The sequence below is a fragment of the Bradyrhizobium ferriligni genome (genome assembly GCF_056837965.1).
Genome location: NZ_JBXEJO010000038.1, coordinates 1 through 18,162 on the forward strand (window position 1 = coordinate 1; position 18,162 = coordinate 18,162).

An 18,162-nucleotide genomic window follows, 5' to 3' on the forward strand; every position below is an offset into this window, starting at 1 on the left:
GCGTCGTTGCGAAGACGGTGACAAAAAAGCCCAGTCTCGCCGGGGAGAGCACGTATAAGCCGTAACCCATCGCGCAGGGAAAGCCGGGTTGTTTCCGGTTACACCTGTGGTCCTACCCCCGTGCTTTCTACCTTTTGCACGGGGCCCATGGGTGCGATCGGCACCCGGCTTTCCCTGCGCCCTCTTCAAGAGAGAGGGCGAAACGAAATCCAAAGCTCGGACAATTCATGTCGCGAGAATGCGGAAGTTTGACTCACTTTGACTCACAACGCGCGCAACAAACTCACTGTCGTCCCTGCGAAAGCAGGGACCCATAACCACAGATCGCCATTGTTGCGGGACGGTGGAACGACGAGTCCCGTTCACAACACGGGCCGCGGAGTATGGGTCCCTGCTTTCGCAGGGACGAAACCGAGATTGCAGCAATGATGGCGAACTACGCCCTACCCGCTCAAGCCGCCGTCGGCTCGCTCGACAGCGCGGCGAACACCGTCTCCGGCGAATGGGCGATCACGGCGAGCAGCGCGCGGGCAGGTCCGCGCGGCGCGCGCTTGCCCTGCTCCCAGTTGCGGATGGTTTCCACGGGCACGCCGAGCTTGGCGGCGAATTCGAGTTGGGTGAGCCGGGCCCGGCGGCGCAGATCGCGCACGGCCGGCTGCGCGGCGGCAGGCTGCATCGCCGCCTGGTTGGGATGTGCGGGCACGAGCGGGATTTCCTGCCCGTCGCGCAATTCGACGATCCGTCCGTCCGCCTTGAGCCGCAACCGCTGCATGATGGCCCCCGTAATGGCCCCTTGGAGATAGCGGCATCATCGTTGAAGCGCGTTAAGTTCGGATTAACGATAAGCGGCCCGGCGCGGCTCGCGCCCGAACCACGCGCCGCCCTGCCCGCGAGCGCGTTACTTGAGCCCGAACCACAACGTGGCGATGCCGAGGAACGAGAAGAAGCCGACCACGTCGGTGACGGTCGTGACGAAGGTGCCGGACGCGACCGCGGGGTCGGCCCGCACCCGTTCCAGCACCATCGGGATCAGGATGCCGCCGAGCGCGCCGGCCACCAGATTGCAGATGATCGCAAGCCCGATCACGATGCCGAGGCCGGGGATCTTGAACCAAGCCACCGCGGCGACGCCGGTGATGACGGCAAAGGCAATGCCGTTGACGAGCCCGACCATGGTCTCGCGCAGCACCACGCGCATCGCGTTGTAGGAGCCGAGCTCGCGGGTGGCGAGCGCGCGCACCGCGACCGTCATGGTCTGGGTCGCGGCGTTGCCGCCCTGGCTCGCCACGATCGGCGCCAGCACCGCAAGCGCCACCATCTTCTCGAGCTGGCCCTCGAACAGGCCGAGCACCGACGAGGCCAGGAACGCGGTGGCGAGATTGACCAGCAGCCAGTTGAAGCGGCCGCGGGCGATGGTCCACACCGTGTCGGACAGCTCTTCGTCGCTGGTGACGCCGCCGAGCGCCTTCAAGTCCTGGTCGGCCTCCTCCTCGATCACGTCGACGACGTCGTCGATCGTGATCACGCCGACCAGCCGGTCGATGGTGTCGACCACCGGAGCTGCGACCAGATTGTACTTGCCGAACATCCGCGCGACCTCTTCCTGGTCCTCCAGCGCGGAAACCCGGCGACGGTCCTCGTCGATCAGGTCCTTGATCGGGACCGGGCGGCGCGTGCGCAGCAGCACGTCGAGCGGCACCGCGCCGAGCAGGTGCTTGTCGGCATCGACCACATAGATTTCGTAGAAGCGATCCGGCAGGTCGGGCGTGTCGCGCATATAGTCGATCGCCTGCCCGACATTCCAATCCGGGGGCACCGCGATGAACTCGGTCTGCATCCGCCGGCCGGCGGAATTCTCCGGGTACAGCAGGCTGCGCTCGATGTCCTCGCGCTCGGCTGCCGGCAGCTTCTCCAGGATCTCTTCCTGATCCTCCTCGTCGAGGCTCTCCAGCAACTCGACGGCGTCGTCGGATTCCAGCTCCCGGACGCCCTCCGCAACCGTCTCCGGCTTGAGTTCCTCGAGGATCTCCTCGCGGACCGTCTCGTCGACCTCGTTGAGCGCCGAGAAGTCGAAATCGGTGCCGGTGATCTCGACCAGGGTGACGCGGTCGTCCGGCTCCAGCGCCGCGATCAGGTCGCCGAGATCGGCCTCGTGCAGTTCCGCCACCACCTCGCACAGCAGCGGCCGGTCGGCGGCGTGGATGGCTCGGGTGATCGCCGCAACGAATTCGCCGCGGAGCTCGCCCTCCTCGTTCCGCATCGGCATCCGGGCCAGCGGGTCGGCCTCGGCGGGTTCGGCAGCGTCGAAATTCTCGGCCATGCCGTGTTTCGCCGGTTTGACAGGAGGGGAAAAACTGGTTGGATGAGTGCGGAACGGATTACCTAATCGGTGGGGCCCAGTGCAATGAGAAAGATGTCGAGCGCACCGCGACCGCTCCGGAGGGCTTTCGCGGCGCTGGTGGCGCTCGCGCCTGTTGCACTGTGCGGCTCGGCGCACGCCGCCGAATGCCAGCGCAAGGACGCGCTTGGCACCTCACGTGTGCTCGAGGTCGACCCTGCGACCTATCCGCGCGTCGGGCTGAAGAGCTTTCCGCAGACCCTGCCGCTCAGGGATGGCGAGGTCGTGCTGACCTTCGACGACGGACCGACGCCGGGGGTCACCGACAAGGTGCTGACGGCGCTGGCGTCCGAATGCGTGCAGGCCACCTTCTTCATGGTCGGGCGCAACGCGGCCGATCATCCCGATATGGTCCGCAAGATCGCGCGCCTCGGCCACAGCATTGGCTATCACAGCTGGGACCACCCCCATCTCAACAGGATGCCGACGGATCAGGCCGAGGCGAACATCAACCGGGGAATCGAAGCGGTCCAGACGGCCCTGCGCGGCACCGCAAGCACGGTCCCGAGCACGCCGTTCTTCCGGTTCCCCTATTTCGAGTCGACGCCCGCGCTGCTCGATCGCCTGGAAAAGCGCGGTATCGCGGTGTTCGGAGCCGATTTCTGGGCCAGCGATTGGAACAAGATGACCCCCGAGGAGGAACTCAAGCTGCTCACCGGGCGGCTCGAAGGCCACCGCAAGGGAATTATCCTGCTGCATGACCCGCAAATGCGGACAGCCGAGATGCTGCCCGCCTTCTTGAGGTACCTGCAGGAGCATAATTACCACGTCGTCCACATCGTCCCGCCGGCGATGAAAACCGTGTCCGACCGGACACATTGAACCCGGGACCCAAGGTGGATTACAGACCGTTAAGGCGGCATTCATGGCGCCGCACCTAAGGATTCGTCAGTGCGTTTGGAATGCGGCCGAGATGCGATGATTGCAAACGTCCTGGTGATGATCCGGAAGCGGTCGCGGATCGTGGTCCGCGCGGCGCTGCTGGGCTGCGGCTTGATGACGCCGTACGCCGCCCTCGCCGCAGACTGCCCTAACCCCAACGCACTCGGCACCTCGCGGACCCTCGTCGTCGATCCCAAGGAGCATCCCCGGATCGGCACCATGCAGTATCCGGAGACCTTGCCGCTCGCCGATCACGAAGTGGTACTGACCTTCGACGACGGGCCGCTGCCGAAATACAGCAACCAGGTGCTGGCCATTCTCGCCAGCCAGTGCGTCAAGGCGACCTTCTTCACCATCGGCTCCCAGGCCCGGTTCAATCCAGAGGGCGTGCGCAAGCTGATCGCGGCCGGACATACCGTCGGCACGCACAGCCAGAACCATCCGCTGACGATGAACAAGATGCCGCTCGAGAAGGTGCGCCAGGAGGTCGACGACGGCATCGCCTCGACGCTCGCCGCGCTCAATGGCGACAAGAGCAAGCTCGCGCCGTTCTTCCGGATTCCCGGCCTGATGCGCGCCGAGATCCCGGAGGCCTATCTGGCGTCACAGGGCATCCAGGTCTGGAGCGCCGACTTCCCGGCGGACGACTGGCGCCACATCTCGCCGCAGCGGGTCTATGACCTCGCGATCCAGCGGATCGAAGCCAAGCGCAAAGGCATCCTGCTGCTGCACGACATCCAGCCGCGCACCGTTGCGGCGCTGCCGCGCATCCTCAACACGTTGAAGGAGCGCGGCTACCGGATCGTTCATGTCGTGCCCGCAACGCCCGATCGCCCGGCGACGCCGACCCAGCCGCAGCAATGGTACCTGCATCCGCCGACCGAGACGGTGGCGACCACGCGCTGGCCCAGGATTCCGAACTTCGTCTTCACCGCGACGCGGACGCTGCCTGCCGCGGTGCTTGCCGACATGGATTGGCGCGATGCCGACATCCTCGACCACGCACAGCGCACCCGGGTCGCGATGCCCGTCCGCACGCTGTGGCCGCAGCCGCAGCTTGCGCGGTTCGCATCGGTCTCGACATTGCCGGTCCCCGCGTCCGACGTGTTCCGCGTTCCCGAAGCGCTCGACCTGACCCTGCTCGCAGCCCGATCGGCGGCCGATCGCCGCCTCGCGCGGCGCGCGACCGTTGGCGTTGGCGTATCGCGCGCGCAGGCGTTCTCCGCGCGCCAGGCCAGGCATCCGAAGCAGGCTGCGCATCAGGCGCCCGGCGCGGCGCACGGCAGAGCCCACGGCGCACCCTTGCATGTCGCGCCGCCGGCCGCGGAGAATGCTTCAGTCCACGTCGCCAATAATGTGAAGAAGCGCACGCCGCGCGCCGAGGCGTCGGCTGGCAGGCGCGTGCCTGATTGACGGGATCTAGCTGGCCACGATCTTGGCGACGCAGAGCAGGATCACCAGCGCCAGGACGAAGATGTCGATATAGGATTTGATCTCGCCGGCATGCCTGAGCACAGTGACATCGGCGACGATCTGCCTGCGCGAGGCGACAGCATTGGGCCCCTCGCCGGCCGCCGCGGCGAGCCGCCGCGTCTCACCCTCCAGGCGCTCGATGCGCTGGAAGAAATAGAACGAGCGCAAGCCGGAAAAGGCGTGCATAGCCGCATAGACCAGGATCAGGACCGCGACCGTCGCGCGCTGCTCGTACTTCTCCAGAAGGTTCAGCGTGAAATAGACCAGCCCCAGGAACACGAAGTTGGAGACGACACGGTAGGCGTAGCTGGCAAAGATCATCAGGCGCTCCGGGTGGGGCAGACTTGCAGCCGCGCGATCGGGGGAGGCTGCCGCCTCCGGTCGGCAACACCAAACCGGTAAGGCCATGCATCCGCGAATCTACCTGACCGGTGTTACGTGACCGCATCGACCGGCACCTCCACGTCACGCGCCTGCACTCGTCGGACCTGCTCCCCGAAGCACGGGTCGGCATGGCCGGCGAGCGGCCACGCTCCGAAAAGTCCAGCGATTTCAAGGATCGGCTGAGGTGTGGTGCGCTCGGAGGGCGTTCGGATTTGCTGCGATTTCAATGCTTTGCCGAAAGCGGCGAAGTCGTAGGGAGCATTTCTGACGTTTGGGTGCCTTTCAGGCCGACCGCTCAACGCGCCGTAGGCCAAATGGGCCAAGTAGCGGATTTCTACTCCGCTGCAGGTTCGAATTCTGCCGGATTGCCAGTTCGCTCGCGCCCGAGCACGCCGAGTCTGTCAACCCTGTTGGGCGTCATTGACTTGTCTCCGACCAGAAGCTCAGGAGCCGACAACGTCACCACGGAGTTCGTCCGGGCTACCGCAACAACGAGTTTCCCTAGTCCCGTGTGCGTTTGGGCCGATCCAAGCGCATCCTCTGCGCTCTCATGCGCCGTATTTCTTCGTCGAGCGCGCTCATTTTCTCGTCATAGCGTTCGTTCTTCGACTTTGGCTCATCGCTCTTTTGTAACTTCTTTAGCGCCTTTTCGACCGAGAGTTTTGGAGTGTTAGCCATTCGATCCTCCGAAGCGATCTGTTCGAATTTAAGCTAGCTGTCAGTTCAGATTCGAAACGAGGGCCCCTCGTCCTACGCCATGCCGCTTCCGAGCGGCCGTCGATCGAATCCAGGGTTTTCTAGACCTTCACGAGTTTCACCATCGCCAGTCGCTCCGGCCGCCGAACCAGGCGCCAAAATAGCCGGCATAGAGTGGCGGCATTTCAAGGTTCATCGAGTGGCCGACGCCCGGCACGACGACTAATCGGCAGCTCGGCATCGCCTCCGCCATGGTCCGGAGGTCAGCGGGCGCAATCCAGCCGTCGCCCTCTCCCCAGACGACGAGATGTGGATGCCGGATTTCGGGCATCCGCCGCTCGAGCTCGCGGCTTTCCCGCTCGCGCGTGAGATTGACCGGCGTGCCAATCCATATTCCCTCGGAGACGCCAAACGTCTGCTCGAGGATGCGCTCGAACAAGGCTGGGATCGCGCCCAACCCCTCGCGGAACACCGGCACCGCATTCGGCGCCATGCTGTCCGGAAGGAACAAGGAAGAAGCCGCCGTCGCCATCATAGCGCGCGTCACCTCGCGGCTCGCCATCATCGCGCGAAATAGCCCGATCTGCTCCGCGTTGAACGCTAGCCCGAGTGGCGTCACCGGATCGAGCGCAAATACCCTGCCGAAACGCGCCGGCTGCATCAGCAGCATGCGCGCCGCGATGATGCCACCGGTGGAATGCGTCGCGAGATGACAGAACGGGATTTGCAATGCATCAAGCGCTGCCAGCATATCGAGCGCATGTTGCTGCATTGAGTAATTGGCGTAGCCGAGTGTCGCGGGTGGGCGATCGCTGTCGCCACAACCGCGCCAGTCGATTCCGATGACCCGAAGCCCGCTCGGGAACAAGGGGGCGGCGAGCTCGATCCAGTCCTTGCTGGCGAGATTGCCGTGGATGAAGACGACCGTGGTTTCGCCTTCGCCCCACTCCCGCCAGCCAAGGTCGACCTCTCCGGCACGCACTTTGGGCATTGCTACAGTTTGACCATCTCGTTGCAACTCAGCCTGCTGGTCACTTATTCAAACCGGCTGTCGGATTCGGTCCGTCCGGCGTCGGCGCAACAGCCATCGCCGACACCACGCCGTTGATCATTCGGTCCGTCTCGAGCGGTGAACTGGTGTCGAGATTGCCGGTCATCACGAAATCAGTCACGTCGGCCGGGAACTCCACCGGGTTGTCTGTATGGATGAAATGACCGGTGTCCGGATAGATTTTCAGGATCGGCCGGTTGTTCGCGCGCGTCATCCGCGTCATGAACGGGGTGATGATGTCGCGACCGAGGTCCTTCAACCCATTAAAGGGCGTTCCGGGAATGAACGGCTCCTTGTCGCCAAAGGCCAGGAAAATCGGCACCTTGATGTCGGTCAGCCGCCGATACAGGTTCTTCGGATCATCCTGCTGCAACTCCGATACCATGCCGTAGATGTCGAGAATGTACACGTTGGCCCATTGCTCGAGCTCCTTCGGATTGCCTTTGATGAGGCCGACACGCTGCTCGGTATGCAACCGCGCATACTCGCTGTCGTTCATGAAGTAGCCACTCTTGCTGCGCCCGACCACGCCGGTCCCGGGATCGCGCTTCTTGAAATAGAAGAAGTCGCGAATGTTCTGCTCCGGCCGCGCGATTTCGTTGGCTAATACCTGGGTCGGCCCCCAGACATCCTTCCATTTGTCGAAATTGCCCGCGAGCGAGGCGTCGAACAGCTTTGCCGTCTTGCCGGGCCCTATCGTCACCTCGCGGGGGTACTCTTCGAGGCCGGCGGGCGCTTCGAGGATCAGGCTCTTCACAGCGTCGGGATATGTCAGCGCGTAGCCCAGGATCAATTGGCCACCCAGGGAATGGCCATGGTAGGCCGCTTGCTTGACCTTGAGCTGGTTGACGACGAGGTCATAGACCACTTCCCGCATGTCCTGCATGGTCCGCGCCGGGCTCTTGTCGAGGTTGCCGGGGCCTGACATGCCGTAATGCGGCAGGTCGGGCGCGATCACGCGTAGACCGCTGCGCAAGGCGTATTGCATGATGTTGCCGTAGTGGCCGGCGAAGGCTCCCTTGCCGTGGATGACGACGAGGACTTTCGGATCCTTCTCGGTGCCGTAGTATTCATCCATGTAGCCGATCTGCCAGGTCGTGCCCTTGGCGTCCTTGGCGTTGGCGTATTTCACCGGATAGGGATAGGTGACGTAGTCCTTCCAGAACGATTTCTTCGGATCGATGTCGGACGCCACGCCCGGCGTGCGGAAATTCTTGTCGACGAACTGCTGTGCCTTGTCGAGGCTGGCGACGTCGTCCATGAACGTCACGAATTTCGGATCATTCTTGTGGCCATTGATGATCGAGAACACGCCGTAATGCGCGACCGGGCTGTCTTCGGCGATCAGGTCGGCACCTGGGATGTTTTCGACTGCTTTCTCGGCAAGCTTGAAGTTGAGCCACAGGTCGTTCTTGATGTGCATGACCAGAGTGCGTGACTGGATGCGGCCGAGGTCATTGTTGATGTTGTGAAGCTCGCCAACGCGGTTGCGCCATACGAGGTCGACGGCGTCATACAGCTTGGAGCGATTGATGACGTTAAGGCCGGCCTTCTCGTTCGGCGGATCCCAATAGAAGATTTCCGGCTGTACCGCGGTGAACGCCTGCGTTGTTCGGTACGAGAGATCGTAGCCGGTCAGACCCAATACGGACCAGCCGAACGCCATGCCCATCAGCGGATGCTTCTCCTTGGGCAGCTTGTAGTAATCGCCCTTGGTCTGTTGCCAGACCGGATCGGATTCGATCGCCGCCGTCATCAGCTGGAATGTCCAGTTACCGACCGGATCTCCAGCGTCCGACTGCGTCGTGCCACCGATCGGCATGAGCGCGCTGACATATTCCGGATGCATGACGCCCCAGACATAGGTCTGCGTGCCCCCCATCGAGACGCCGGCGGCCAGCGCGACCCTTGCGATTTTCATATGATCGCGAAGCATCCGATAGTTCGCCTGCACCATGTCGTAGTAGGTGTACTGGGGAAACTTGATCCCGAGGCCATCGGAGGGCTTGCTTGCACCCCAGGTCCCCAGCGGATCAACCATCACAACGTAATAGCGGTCGGTGTCGATCGGACGGCCCGGTCCGATGATAGGGACGCCACCCGAAAGTGCGGCACCCTTGACCCATTGCTCGTACATGTCGGTGGAGTCACCGGAGTAGTAGGAATTGATGACGACGGCATTGGTGATCTCACCCGCGGCGTTGCGCCGCGGTGTGCCGACCGCGATGTAGGCGGTTCTCAGCTTTCCGCCGCCGAGCGATTCAAGGGTGACACCCCCCTCGCCGCCATTTTCCCACTTGGACGGATTGGCCAGGTCATACTTGCCACCGAGCTTGAAGTCGGCGATCTCGTAATATTGCTTCAGGCCGTCATGCTGGACTTGCGACGAGCGGCGCGTGAACGGTTGGGCGGTCGCAACCGATGCGCTTACGGCGAGCAGCAGCAGGCCAATGAAAAGACGCCTCATGGAAAGCCTCCCTGACCGATTTTGGGAAGGTTCCGTCGGGACCGCGCGGCCGACGTTGACCTAGGTCAAGGATGCGGCTGGGCGCGCACCACAATTTGACACCCTAAAGCATTGAGCAAGTGAAGCGAATGCCGTTTCTGTCGCATGGCTCGCACCGCATCCGTTATGAGCTGGACGGTGCCACGGACGCGCCAGCCTATGTGCTCGTCAACGGGCTTACTCAATATTCGGAGCTCTGGGCGGCCTATCGGCACGCGCTGGTTGGCAAAGGATTTCGTGTCGCCACTTTCGATCTGCTCGGTCAGGGCGCCTCGGCCAAACCGGAACTGTTCATCAGCCAGGATGATCAGGTTGAGGCGCTTCGGCTCCTGATTGATGAACTCGGTGATGGCCCGGTATTCCTCAGCGGCATCAGTTTCGGCGCACTGATCGCGCTGCGCTACGCGATCTTGCACAGCAACAGGCTGTCGGGCCTGGTGCCTATGAGTGCCTTCGCAGAACTTTCGCCGCAACTTCTGCTGCTTGGCAATGCGCTGCGCACCGGGCTGATCTTGGGCGGAACCAGCTATTTGCAGGATTTGTTGCTTCCGATGAATCTCTCGGACTCCTGGCTCAAGCCTCTGCTCGGCAATCTCGACGCGGTGAAGCGACAGGGCTGGCTGATCAATGACGTTTATGCGGTGCAAAACTTGATGGAATCCTTCCTCGACTTCCAGCCGCTGACACCACAACTGGCGTCGATCAGGGCGCCAACGATGATCCTCAACGGAGAATTTGACTTCCTCACGCCGCGTTCGCTGCACGAAACCCTGCGCACTCACATTGCCGACAGCTCACTAGTCATCATCCCCAACGCTTACCACGCCTTCACCCTCGAGAAGGCCGCACTGACGGCCGATCTGCTGGCACGCTTCGCCGAAGACGTGCTAGCGAAGCGCTGGCAGGGCGAACAGGCGGTATGGATCGCACCCGACGATGCCGGTGGCGAGATGACGCGTTTCCCGGCCGGCTTCGACCACCTGCGCGCTATTCCCGTGCCGCGGGCGACGTCATGAACCAGTTCCTGGGCCCGCTCGATTCCTCCGGTCGCGTACCGTCGCTACAGCAAACTCGGGTGGCATCATTCCTGGTCTCGATGCATGGCGCGCTTGCACGACAGTTGGCCCTCGTCCTGCCGGGCCAGTTCAAGGCCGGCTGGCAAACCGAATTGAACACACAGCTGCATCGCGAGACGGAGATCGTTTCCCTTTTCCTGCGCGCCACCTCGTGGACGCCTGATGTCATGGCCTTCTACAACACGCTGATCTGGGAAATGGCTTGGGCGCCCAACCCGGTTTCCAACGTTGCCGATCGCCAGCTTGCCACGACAATCGACATTGCGGCCCTCGGGCATGCCGCGCACGGCGCTATCCGGCCCGCCGCCCTGTTGCCGGTCGAGGCGTCGGCAGATGATCCTTTTGTCGTGGCGTTGCGCCGGATCGAATTTGAAAGCAGCCGGCTAATCCAGGCCCAGATCCATTTTCTGAAAGGTGACGATCTCAAGCCTGTCCGCGACGCCGTCAGCGCGGCCGTGAACGATCGGCATCGACAGGTGCGCAAATTGTGGGCGGAGATGCTGGATAGCATTGGGATTAGCCACCGCGCCGACGGCGAATGACGCGGGCCTTGACCCAGATCAACGTAGCCGCCCCGCCAAACGACAGTGTTCACCGGGATATCTCGCCTCGGATCAATTACCGGAGCCCAATCATGAAGGCCGTATCCGCCGAAGAAGCTGTTGCGATGATTCCGAACAACGCGCGCATCATGGTCGGCGGCTTCATGGGCGTGGGCACGCCGGAGCGCCTGCTGGACGAATTGGTCCGGCAGAAGAAATCGGGCCTGTCAGTCATCAGCAATGATGCGGCCACACCCGGCAAGGGTGTCGGCAAGCTGTTCGACGGCGCCCAGGTATCGAGCATGATCGGCACCCATATCGGACTGAATCCGAAAGCGCAGCAACAGATGCTGGGCAAGCAGATCACGGTCGACCTTATTCCGCAGGGCACCTTCGTCGAACGGATCCGCGCCGGCGGCTGCGGTCTTGGCGGCGTCCTGACGCCCACCGGCGTTGGCACGCTTGTCGAGGAAGGCAAGCAGAAGATCGAAGTCGACGGCAAACCATATCTGCTGGAGACCGCGCTACGCGCCGATTTCGCGCTCGTTCACGCCTTCCTGGCCGACTACGCCGGCAACCTGTCCTATGCCCTCACTGCGCGAAACTTCAACCCTGTCATGGCGATGGCGGCGGACACGGTGATCGTGACCGCCGAGCACATTGTTCCGGTCGGCGTGATTGCTCCGGATCACGTGATCACGCCGGGACCACTGGTCGACTATCTCGTTGCGAACGGATGAGCCATGGATGCACAAACCATCATTGCGCGTCGCGTAGCGAAGGAACTGCGGCCAGGTAACCTCGTCAATCTCGGCATCGGGATTCCGACCCTGGTTGCGAACTACGTTCCTGCGGGGCTCAACGTGTTCTTCCAGTCCGAGAACGGTTTGATCGGCACAGGCCCAATTCCCGAACAGGGCATGGCCCATCCGCTGCTGACCGATGCCGGCGGCAAGCCGATCAGCGCCTTACCCGGCGCTGCCACCTTCGACAGTGCGATGTCGTTCGGCTTGATCCGTGGCGGCCATGTCGACATCACGGTGCTCGGCGGCCTGCAGGTCGACGCCACCGGGCATCTGGCTAACTGGATGATCCCAGACAAAATGGTGCCTGGTATGGGCGGCGCCATGGACCTCGTCAGCGGCGCCAAGCGGGTCATCGTCGCCATGCAGCATGCGGCAAAGGGAAAGTCGAAGATCGTTGCCAGATGTAACCTGCCGTTGACGTCAGCGCGACCTGTCGACCTTGTTGTGACCGATATGGCGGTCATCGCGTTTCCCGGCGGCAGGGCGACCCTACTGGAAACGGCACCGGGCCTGACAGTCGCCGAAGTGCTCGCGGTGACGGAGGCCGAACTCGCAGTTCCCGATGAGGTTCCCGAAATGGCGGTCTGACGAAAGTGAGCTAAAACAGAGCGAGAAGGACCATGCGAATCTTCAACGGATTTGGCGAACTCAAGTCGGCGGTCGGCACCGAAGTCGGCATCAGCGAATGGACTGAGATCACCCAGGAACGCATCAACAAATTCGCCGATGCGACCTGTGATGAGCAGTGGATTCACGTCGATCAGGAACGCGCGAAGGCCGAAATGCCCGGAGGCAAGACCATTGCACACGGCCTCTTGTCGCTGAGCCTGACGCCGATGTTCATCCGCTCGGTGATGGGCCTGAAGGGATTGAAGAACACGCTCAACTATGGCGCGGACCGGATCCGCTATCTGGCGCCGGTGCCCGCCGGATCAAAGTTGCGCGGTCGCGTCTCCATCGCGGAAGCCGAAGACGTGCCACCGAATGGATTGAGAGTTCACTACCGCGTGGTGATCGAAATGGAGGGCGGCGCTCGCCCTGCCTGCGTCGCGGAGGTCATCGGCCTGCACTACAGCTGACCCGGTTTTCGCGGATTCAATCGATGATGTGGTAACCGCCATCGACATAGAGCACATCTCCGGTGATTAGCTTTGCGCCGTCGAGGGCGAGGAACGCCGTGGCTTTGCCGACATCGTCGATGCTGACAAGGCTGCGTGTTGGCGCCTGCGACTGCGCCTTGTCCATCAACTCATCGAATTCGGGAATGCCGGATGCTGCGCGCGTGGCAAGTGGCCCCGGCGAGATGGCGTGGACCCGAATGCCTTTCGGCCCAAGCTCGGCCGCGATGTAGCGCACGGCTGCCTCAAGCGCCGCCTTCGCGACGCCCATCACATTGTAGTTTTTTACCACCATCTGGCTACCGTAATAGGTCATGGTGAACATTGTACCGCCGTTCTTCATCAACGGCTCCGCGAGATGGGCCATGCGCATGAACGACCAACAGGATACGTCCATGGTCTTCTGGAAGCCGGCGCGATCCACATCGACCACGCGGCCATGCAAGGCGTCCTTCGGAGAGAACGCGATCGAGTGAAGCAGGAAGTCGAGCTGACCCCACTCGTTCCGGATTCGCTCGAAGACTTTCTCGGTCTCGCCCTCGACCATCACGTCAAGCGGCATGAAGATCGGCGATTCCAGCGCCTTGGCCAGCGGTTCGACGTGCTTCTTGGCCTTCTCGTTCAGGTAGGTAACGGCGAGTTCGGCGCCGAGCGCGCGAAACGCCTTGGCACAGCCCCAGGCGATCGACTGGTCGTTGGCAATGCCGACGATCAATCCCTTCTTGCCCTTCAGCGCGACACTGGTCTCAGGATAAACCGGGATGGTCATGACACTCTCGCGCGTTTAGGATTGGGCGATGGCTGGTTCATGAGCAGCGTCAGCGTATGCTGCGCGATCATCAGTTCCTCATCGGTCGGCACGACGAATACGGGGATTCGGCTTTCGGGTCCGGAGATCCTGGTCGCGTGTCGCGCATTCTCGGCGGGATCCAGCACGATTCCAAGCCAGGACAGCCTCTCGGCAATACGGGCACGGATCGAAACGGAGTTCTCGCCGATCCCCGCGGTGAAGACGAAGCCGTCGAGCCCCTCCAGCGCGGCTGCCAACATGCCGGCGTTAAGACCGACACGGTAGACGAAATAATCGATCGCAAATGCAGCTTGCGGGTCTCTGCTTGTCTCGAGCTCGCGCATGTCGTTGCTGACGCCGGACAGCCCCTTCAAGCCGCAGTCGCGGTAGAGAAAATCCTGCACCTTGGAGGCGGACATTCCCTTCTCGGTGAGCAAGTGCAGGACGACGCCGGGATCGATCTGGCCCGGCCTCGTTCCCATCGCGAGGCCGTCGAGCGCCGTAAATCCCATCGTGCTCTCGACGCTCCGACCTGCCCGGATCGCGCACATCGAGGCGCCGCTGCCGAGATGGGCCACGATCACACGCCCAATCGCGACCTCCGGCGCCACCTGCGGCAGCCGCTTGGCCACATATTCGTAGGACAGGCCATGGAAGCCGTAGCGCCTGACACCTTCGCCGTAGAGCTGGAGCGGAATCGCGTAGTGGTCGGCCAGCGGGGCATGATCGCGGTGGAACGCCGTATCGAAGCAGGCCACCTGCGGCAAGGTCGGAAAATTGGTCAGCAGGGACCTAATGGGCGCCAGATTGTGCGGCTGGTGCAGCGGCGCCAGCGGCGCGTAACGCTCCAGCCGCGACACGACCAGGGGGTCGATCAGCACCGGGTGCGCATAATCCGGGCCGCCGTGAACAACCCTATGGCCCACGGCCACAGGGTTGATGTGGAGTTCCTCCCTCAACCAGGCGCCCGCGACGGACATGGCTGCAGGAACATCGGCAACCGCTTCGATCGGATAGGCGCGGTCGGCCAGCGGTTCGCCACTTGAGCCGCTGGCGCGCATTCGCGGCCGGCTGCCGATGCCGTCCATCTGGCCCTTCAGCTGCCGCCGCAGCCGGCCCTCGCCTTCCACCGCGAAGACCTGAAATTTCACACTGGAGGAGCCGGCATTGACGACGAGGATCGTATCCATGGCAGTCACGCGGCGGCGATGGGAGCACGGCGACGCCGGGCATTCGCGTAAAGGCATGCAACCGCGGCTGAGGCCATCCGAGACCGCGCCGAATCGGCGCGCGACGTCAGCACCACCGGCACCCGCGCGCCGAGCACGATGCCGGCACCATCGGCCTTGGCAAAATAGGCCAGATTCTTTGCCAGCATATTGCCGGACTCGAGGTCGGGCACGACCAGGATTTGCGCACGGCCGGCGACCTCCGACCTGATCCCCTTGATCCGCGCCGCTTCGAGGTCGATCGCATTGTCAAAGGCGAGCGGACCATCGAGCAGCGCGCCGGTGATCTGCTTGCGGTCCGCCATCTTGCAAAGCGCGGCCGCTTCGATCGTCGAAGGGATCTTCGAAGTCACCGTCTCAACCGCCGACAGGATCGCCACCCGCGGTGTCGTGCCGAAGCCGGCCTCATTGTAGAGATCGACGGCGTTCTGGATGATATCGCGCTTGGCATCGAGGTCCGGGAAGATGTTGATGGCGGCATCGGTGACGAACACCGTCTCGGTGTAGGCAGGCACGTCCATCACGAAGACGTGGCTGATGCGCCGGTCGGTGCGCAGCCCCCCGACCTTTGCCGTCACGCTGCGCATCAGTTCATCGGTGTGGAGGCTACCCTTCATCAGGACTTCGCCTTGACCTTCATGAATCAACTCGACGCCCTTGGCCGCGGCAGCAGCCTCGGTTGGCGGCGTATCGACGATCTCGCAGTCTCCAATATCAATATTGTGCTTCGTCGCCGTATCCCGGATCCGCGCAGCCGGACCGACCAAGACCGCCTTGATGATCCCGGCATCAGCCGAATCGATCGCACCTCGCAGCGAGCTTTCGTCACAGGGATGTACGACGATCGTGGAGACCGAGGGAACGCCCTTCGCGGCGACGATGAGGCGATCATACTTCGATTCCGGCTGGGCTTCGTTCGGTCCGGCTGCCATGATACCCCTCGCTCCGCTCTGAATTGCTACGACGCCCGGGCTTTCGGATCGAAAGGGACGGTGTTGTCGCGACCCTCGAGCCCGAACAGCCCGGCGACCTGCTTCAACCGCCTGGCCACTTCGCCGGATATCTCGGCGCTTGCCGACAACACGTCCTGAATGGCGGCAAACGCTCTGCGGCGCTCGTCCATGTTTTCCGGCAACAGTTTGGGAATCGCCGCCAATGCGGCTTCCCGATCGAGCAGCAGCATGAAGAACTGCTCACGGACCAGCATCTTGAATTCCGCGAGCGTCACGCGCGCGGCCTCATCGCCCTGGCGAAGCCGCCGCAGCGCCTCGAGGCTGCGCTCATCTACCATGCCTCGGGCCGATCCGACGTAAAGCAAGGCCCGAACGCCTGCCTCTCGCATGCCACCGGAGCCGATCCTGGATGTCAGTTCCGCGATGCGGGCTTGCAACAGCTCACGGTGTTTGGGATCCATGTCGCGGCGTTGGGAGGGTGTCGATTGCGGATCGACCCCGACCGCGGCTTGCAACGCGGGCGAGCCATAGATGGCGAGGAACATCGCCTCGCTCAGCGCCTCCTGCGAGTCGCGCCAATGATCGAGCGAGTTGACGATCTGCTTCGATAGCTGCTCCTGAAATGCCAGGAACGGATTGTCCTTGGCGACTGGTTTGCGGTCGCCGCGCGCTTTCTCCGCGGCGCTCTCCACCATCTTCATCCACGGATTCTCGCTGCTGAACGCCTCGTATTGCAGGCGGAGCGGATGCCAGTTGCGCATCATTTCCGCCATCTGTGGCGTGACCATCGATTTGACCCAAGGCTGCACGTATTTCTGGTAAGCGGCGAGATTCATTTCGGAGACACGCTTGGCGGTCTCGAAGCGTCGTTCATCCTCGGGCGAATTCCCGCCCATCGCACGGATGTCGTCAAGCGTACGGGCCTCGCAGCGCATCACCCACTGCCCGACCGCAAGCTCGTCATTGAGCGTGTCGGATCCCCTCGCCTCGAACGTCGCCTCGTAAAGGCCGGGCGGCAACACGTCGATCAAGTCGATGTTGCTCGAGAATTCCGCGTGCTCTTTCTTGGCGACGCCGCCGGAGACGAAAATGCCGAGATGACCGACGGTCTCGTGAACGGTATAGACGATGGTCTGTCCGTGTGCCCTGATCTCGTCGACGTCCGCATAAAGGTCCAGAATCCAATGCAGCGCCTGTTGCGGAGGCGTGATGTTGTCGCCTTTTGAGCAGAACACCACGATCGGCGAACGAATATTGCGCAGATCGACGGTGGCCCCGTCGGACATCTTGACCCGGCCAGCCGCCAGGTTGTTGCCGATGAAGAGCTCATCGACGATGAACTGGATCTCCTCGGCATTGAGGTTGACGTGTCCGCCCCACCAGCGCTCGAATTCCAGATAGCGGTCGGCCTCGGTGTCGACCTTGGAGTAGACGTTGTACTGCTTGGTCCAGAACGTATTCGACGGATTCTGGTTCTCGAAGTTCTGCACCAGCCAGGCACCGTCGAACTTGCCGGCGCCGAGGTCGCTCGATAGCGCAGTCAGCCAGCTTCCGCCGAACAGTCCGCCAGAGTAGCGCATCGGATACTTGCCGTGGACGCCGGCCCAATAAGCGAGCGGCGCGCCCGCGATGATTACCGGACCGAACAGTTCCGGCCGTACCGACGCAAGGATCATGATCGCCCAGCCGGCCTGGCAGTTGCCGATCACACATGGTTTCCCGTCGGCCACGGGATGCCGCTCGATGACCTTTTCGATGAAGATGGCTTCGGCGCGCGCAATGCGCTCAATTGTCTGGCCCGGCATTGGCTCGGGCAGGAAGCCGATGAAATAGCAGGGATGTCCCGCCTTCATCGCGACGCCAATCTCGCTGTCGGCCTTGAAGCCGCCGATCCCCGGACCATGACCCGCCCGCGGGTCGACGACAACAAATGGCCGGAGCTTGAGGTCGATTTCCATACCTTTCGGTGGGATGATGCGCACTAACGCGTAGTTGACGGGTTGCTCGAGCGAGCGACCGTCCAGGATAAGTTCAGCTGCATAGCTCAAGACATGGGGCGCCGTCTGGGCAACATGCTCGCGATACTGATCGCCGCGTTGGCGCAGGATATCCAGAAGCAGCACACTGCGCTGCCCGGCATCCACCATATATTCCACGGCCTTGGCGACGACCCCTGACATCGGGCCGCCTGGGAGTTGCGGATTGTCCAGCGACATCGTTTTGGTCCCTCCGCCGACGCATCGATGGAAAGCTTCTGG

17 protein-coding genes are annotated in these 18,162 nt (G+C 62.7%); 7 read left to right on the forward strand and 10 right to left on the reverse strand.

Annotated elements, in window-relative coordinates:
• Positions 1–451: 451 nt before the first annotated feature.
• Positions 452–772 (reverse strand): helix-turn-helix domain-containing protein, encoded by a 321-nt coding sequence (locus tag AC1VNY_RS22600; protein WP_482406823.1) that lies wholly within the window; start codon positions 770–772, stop codon positions 452–454.
• 126 nt (positions 773–898) lie between these two features.
• Positions 899–2,320, reverse strand: coding sequence for a magnesium transporter (gene mgtE, locus AC1VNY_RS22605; RefSeq protein ID WP_482406824.1), 1,422 nt, complete (start codon positions 2,318–2,320; stop codon positions 899–901).
• A gap of 84 nt (positions 2,321–2,404) precedes the next feature.
• Here mgtE and AC1VNY_RS22610 point away from each other — a divergent pair, with 84 nt between their 5' ends.
• Together AC1VNY_RS22610 and AC1VNY_RS22615 are read left to right on the forward strand one after the other, a co-directional pair.
• On the forward strand, positions 2,405–3,220 hold the full coding sequence (locus tag AC1VNY_RS22610; protein WP_482406825.1) for a polysaccharide deacetylase family protein: 816 nt from the start codon (positions 2,405–2,407) through the stop codon (positions 3,218–3,220).
• A gap of 96 nt (positions 3,221–3,316) precedes the next feature.
• The gene (locus tag AC1VNY_RS22615; RefSeq protein WP_482406826.1) at positions 3,317–4,693 is read left to right on the forward strand and encodes a polysaccharide deacetylase family protein; all 1,377 of its coding nucleotides are present in this window, start codon (positions 3,317–3,319) and stop codon (positions 4,691–4,693) included.
• A gap of 6 nt (positions 4,694–4,699) precedes the next feature.
• On the opposite strand, the gene AC1VNY_RS22620 is transcribed toward AC1VNY_RS22615, so the two are convergent.
• From AC1VNY_RS22620 to AC1VNY_RS22635, 4 genes are all read right to left on the reverse strand, one after another.
• The gene (locus AC1VNY_RS22620) at positions 4,700–5,074 is read right to left on the reverse strand and encodes a hypothetical protein (RefSeq protein WP_482406827.1); all 375 of its coding nucleotides are present in this window, start codon (positions 5,072–5,074) and stop codon (positions 4,700–4,702) included.
• A gap of 564 nt (positions 5,075–5,638) precedes the next feature.
• A complete protein-coding gene (locus AC1VNY_RS22625; protein WP_482406828.1) occupies positions 5,639–5,815 on the reverse strand; it encodes a hypothetical protein in 177 nt (58 codons plus the stop codon).
• Between the two features lie 136 nt (positions 5,816–5,951).
• Positions 5,952–6,824 carry an alpha/beta fold hydrolase gene (locus tag AC1VNY_RS22630; protein ID WP_482406829.1) on the reverse strand — a complete coding sequence of 291 codons (873 nt, stop codon included), beginning with the start codon at positions 6,822–6,824 and terminating at the stop codon, positions 5,952–5,954.
• A gap of 40 nt (positions 6,825–6,864) precedes the next feature.
• A complete protein-coding gene (locus AC1VNY_RS22635; RefSeq protein WP_482406830.1) occupies positions 6,865–9,351 on the reverse strand; it encodes an alpha/beta hydrolase in 2,487 nt (828 codons plus the stop codon).
• 128 nt (positions 9,352–9,479) lie between these two features.
• On the opposite strand from AC1VNY_RS22635, the gene AC1VNY_RS22640 reads away from it, so the two are divergent.
• The 5 genes from AC1VNY_RS22640 to AC1VNY_RS22660 all read left to right on the forward strand — a co-directional run bounded on the left by AC1VNY_RS22640 (position 9,480) and on the right by AC1VNY_RS22660 (position 12,893).
• Positions 9,480–10,406 carry an alpha/beta fold hydrolase gene (locus AC1VNY_RS22640; RefSeq protein ID WP_482406831.1) on the forward strand — a complete coding sequence of 309 codons (927 nt, stop codon included), beginning with the start codon at positions 9,480–9,482 and terminating at the stop codon, positions 10,404–10,406.
• Positions 10,403–11,008: a hypothetical protein gene (locus AC1VNY_RS22645; protein ID WP_482406832.1), complete on the forward strand. Its 606-nt coding sequence runs from the start codon at positions 10,403–10,405 to the stop codon at positions 11,006–11,008. The genes AC1VNY_RS22640 and AC1VNY_RS22645 overlap by 4 nt, the downstream gene beginning before the upstream one ends.
• 92 nt (positions 11,009–11,100) lie before the next feature.
• Complete coding sequence (locus AC1VNY_RS22650) at positions 11,101–11,748, forward strand: CoA transferase subunit A (RefSeq protein ID WP_482406833.1); 648 nt, start codon at positions 11,101–11,103, stop codon at positions 11,746–11,748.
• Positions 11,749–11,751: 3 nt separating this feature from the next.
• Positions 11,752–12,402, forward strand: a complete 651-nt coding sequence (locus tag AC1VNY_RS22655) for a 3-oxoacid CoA-transferase subunit B (RefSeq protein ID WP_482406834.1) — start codon at positions 11,752–11,754, stop codon at positions 12,400–12,402.
• Positions 12,403–12,434: 32 nt separating this feature from the next.
• A complete protein-coding gene (locus AC1VNY_RS22660; protein ID WP_482406835.1) occupies positions 12,435–12,893 on the forward strand; it encodes a MaoC family dehydratase in 459 nt (152 codons plus the stop codon).
• Positions 12,894–12,909: 16 nt separating this feature from the next.
• Here the strand turns inward: AC1VNY_RS22660 and fabI are convergent, their stop codons facing one another.
• From fabI to AC1VNY_RS22680, 4 genes are read right to left on the reverse strand one after another with little or no spacing between them, the layout of a single operon-like run.
• On the reverse strand, positions 12,910–13,701 hold the full coding sequence (fabI, locus tag AC1VNY_RS22665; protein WP_456827893.1) for an enoyl-ACP reductase FabI: 792 nt from the start codon (positions 13,699–13,701) through the stop codon (positions 12,910–12,912).
• Positions 13,698–14,912, reverse strand: a complete 1,215-nt coding sequence (locus AC1VNY_RS22670; protein ID WP_482406836.1) for an acetate/propionate family kinase — start codon at positions 14,910–14,912, stop codon at positions 13,698–13,700. The genes fabI and AC1VNY_RS22670 overlap by 4 nt, the downstream gene beginning before the upstream one ends.
• A gap of 5 nt (positions 14,913–14,917) precedes the next feature.
• A complete protein-coding gene (locus AC1VNY_RS22675; RefSeq protein ID WP_482406837.1) occupies positions 14,918–15,883 on the reverse strand; it encodes a phosphate acetyltransferase in 966 nt (321 codons plus the stop codon).
• Positions 15,884–15,909: 26 nt separating this feature from the next.
• Entirely contained in the window at positions 15,910–18,120 is a 2,211-nt protein-coding gene (locus AC1VNY_RS22680; RefSeq protein WP_482406838.1) for a DUF3141 domain-containing protein, read from the reverse strand.
• Positions 18,121–18,162 lie beyond the last annotated feature (42 nt).

Coding starts and splice junctions, on each gene's coding strand:
- AC1VNY_RS22650 (WP_482406833.1), top strand. CDS start 11,101: ATGAAGGCCGTATCCGCCGAAGAAGCTGTTGCGATGATTCCGAACAAC.
- AC1VNY_RS22610 (WP_482406825.1), top strand. CDS start 2,405: ATGAGAAAGATGTCGAGCGCACCGCGACCGCTCCGGAGGGCTTTCGCG.
- AC1VNY_RS22640 (WP_482406831.1), top strand. CDS start 9,480: ATGCCGTTTCTGTCGCATGGCTCGCACCGCATCCGTTATGAGCTGGAC.
- fabI (WP_456827893.1), bottom strand. CDS start 13,701: ATGACCATCCCGGTTTATCCTGAGACCAGTGTCGCGCTGAAGGGCAAG.
- AC1VNY_RS22620 (WP_482406827.1), bottom strand. CDS start 5,074: ATGATCTTTGCCAGCTACGCCTACCGTGTCGTCTCCAACTTCGTGTTC.
- AC1VNY_RS22680 (WP_482406838.1), bottom strand. CDS start 18,120: ATGTCGCTGGACAATCCGCAACTCCCAGGCGGCCCGATGTCAGGGGTC.
- mgtE (WP_482406824.1), bottom strand. CDS start 2,320: ATGGCCGAGAATTTCGACGCTGCCGAACCCGCCGAGGCCGACCCGCTG.
- AC1VNY_RS22625 (WP_482406828.1), bottom strand. CDS start 5,815: ATGGCTAACACTCCAAAACTCTCGGTCGAAAAGGCGCTAAAGAAGTTA.
- AC1VNY_RS22675 (WP_482406837.1), bottom strand. CDS start 15,883: ATGGCAGCCGGACCGAACGAAGCCCAGCCGGAATCGAAGTATGATCGC.
- AC1VNY_RS22645 (WP_482406832.1), top strand. CDS start 10,403: ATGAACCAGTTCCTGGGCCCGCTCGATTCCTCCGGTCGCGTACCGTCG.
- AC1VNY_RS22630 (WP_482406829.1), bottom strand. CDS start 6,824: ATGCCCAAAGTGCGTGCCGGAGAGGTCGACCTTGGCTGGCGGGAGTGG.
- AC1VNY_RS22635 (WP_482406830.1), bottom strand. CDS start 9,351: ATGAGGCGTCTTTTCATTGGCCTGCTGCTGCTCGCCGTAAGCGCATCG.
- AC1VNY_RS22670 (WP_482406836.1), bottom strand. CDS start 14,912: ATGGATACGATCCTCGTCGTCAATGCCGGCTCCTCCAGTGTGAAATTT.
- AC1VNY_RS22660 (WP_482406835.1), top strand. CDS start 12,435: ATGCGAATCTTCAACGGATTTGGCGAACTCAAGTCGGCGGTCGGCACC.
- AC1VNY_RS22615 (WP_482406826.1), top strand. CDS start 3,317: ATGATTGCAAACGTCCTGGTGATGATCCGGAAGCGGTCGCGGATCGTG.
- AC1VNY_RS22600 (WP_482406823.1), bottom strand. CDS start 772: ATGCAGCGGTTGCGGCTCAAGGCGGACGGACGGATCGTCGAATTGCGC.
- AC1VNY_RS22655 (WP_482406834.1), top strand. CDS start 11,752: ATGGATGCACAAACCATCATTGCGCGTCGCGTAGCGAAGGAACTGCGG.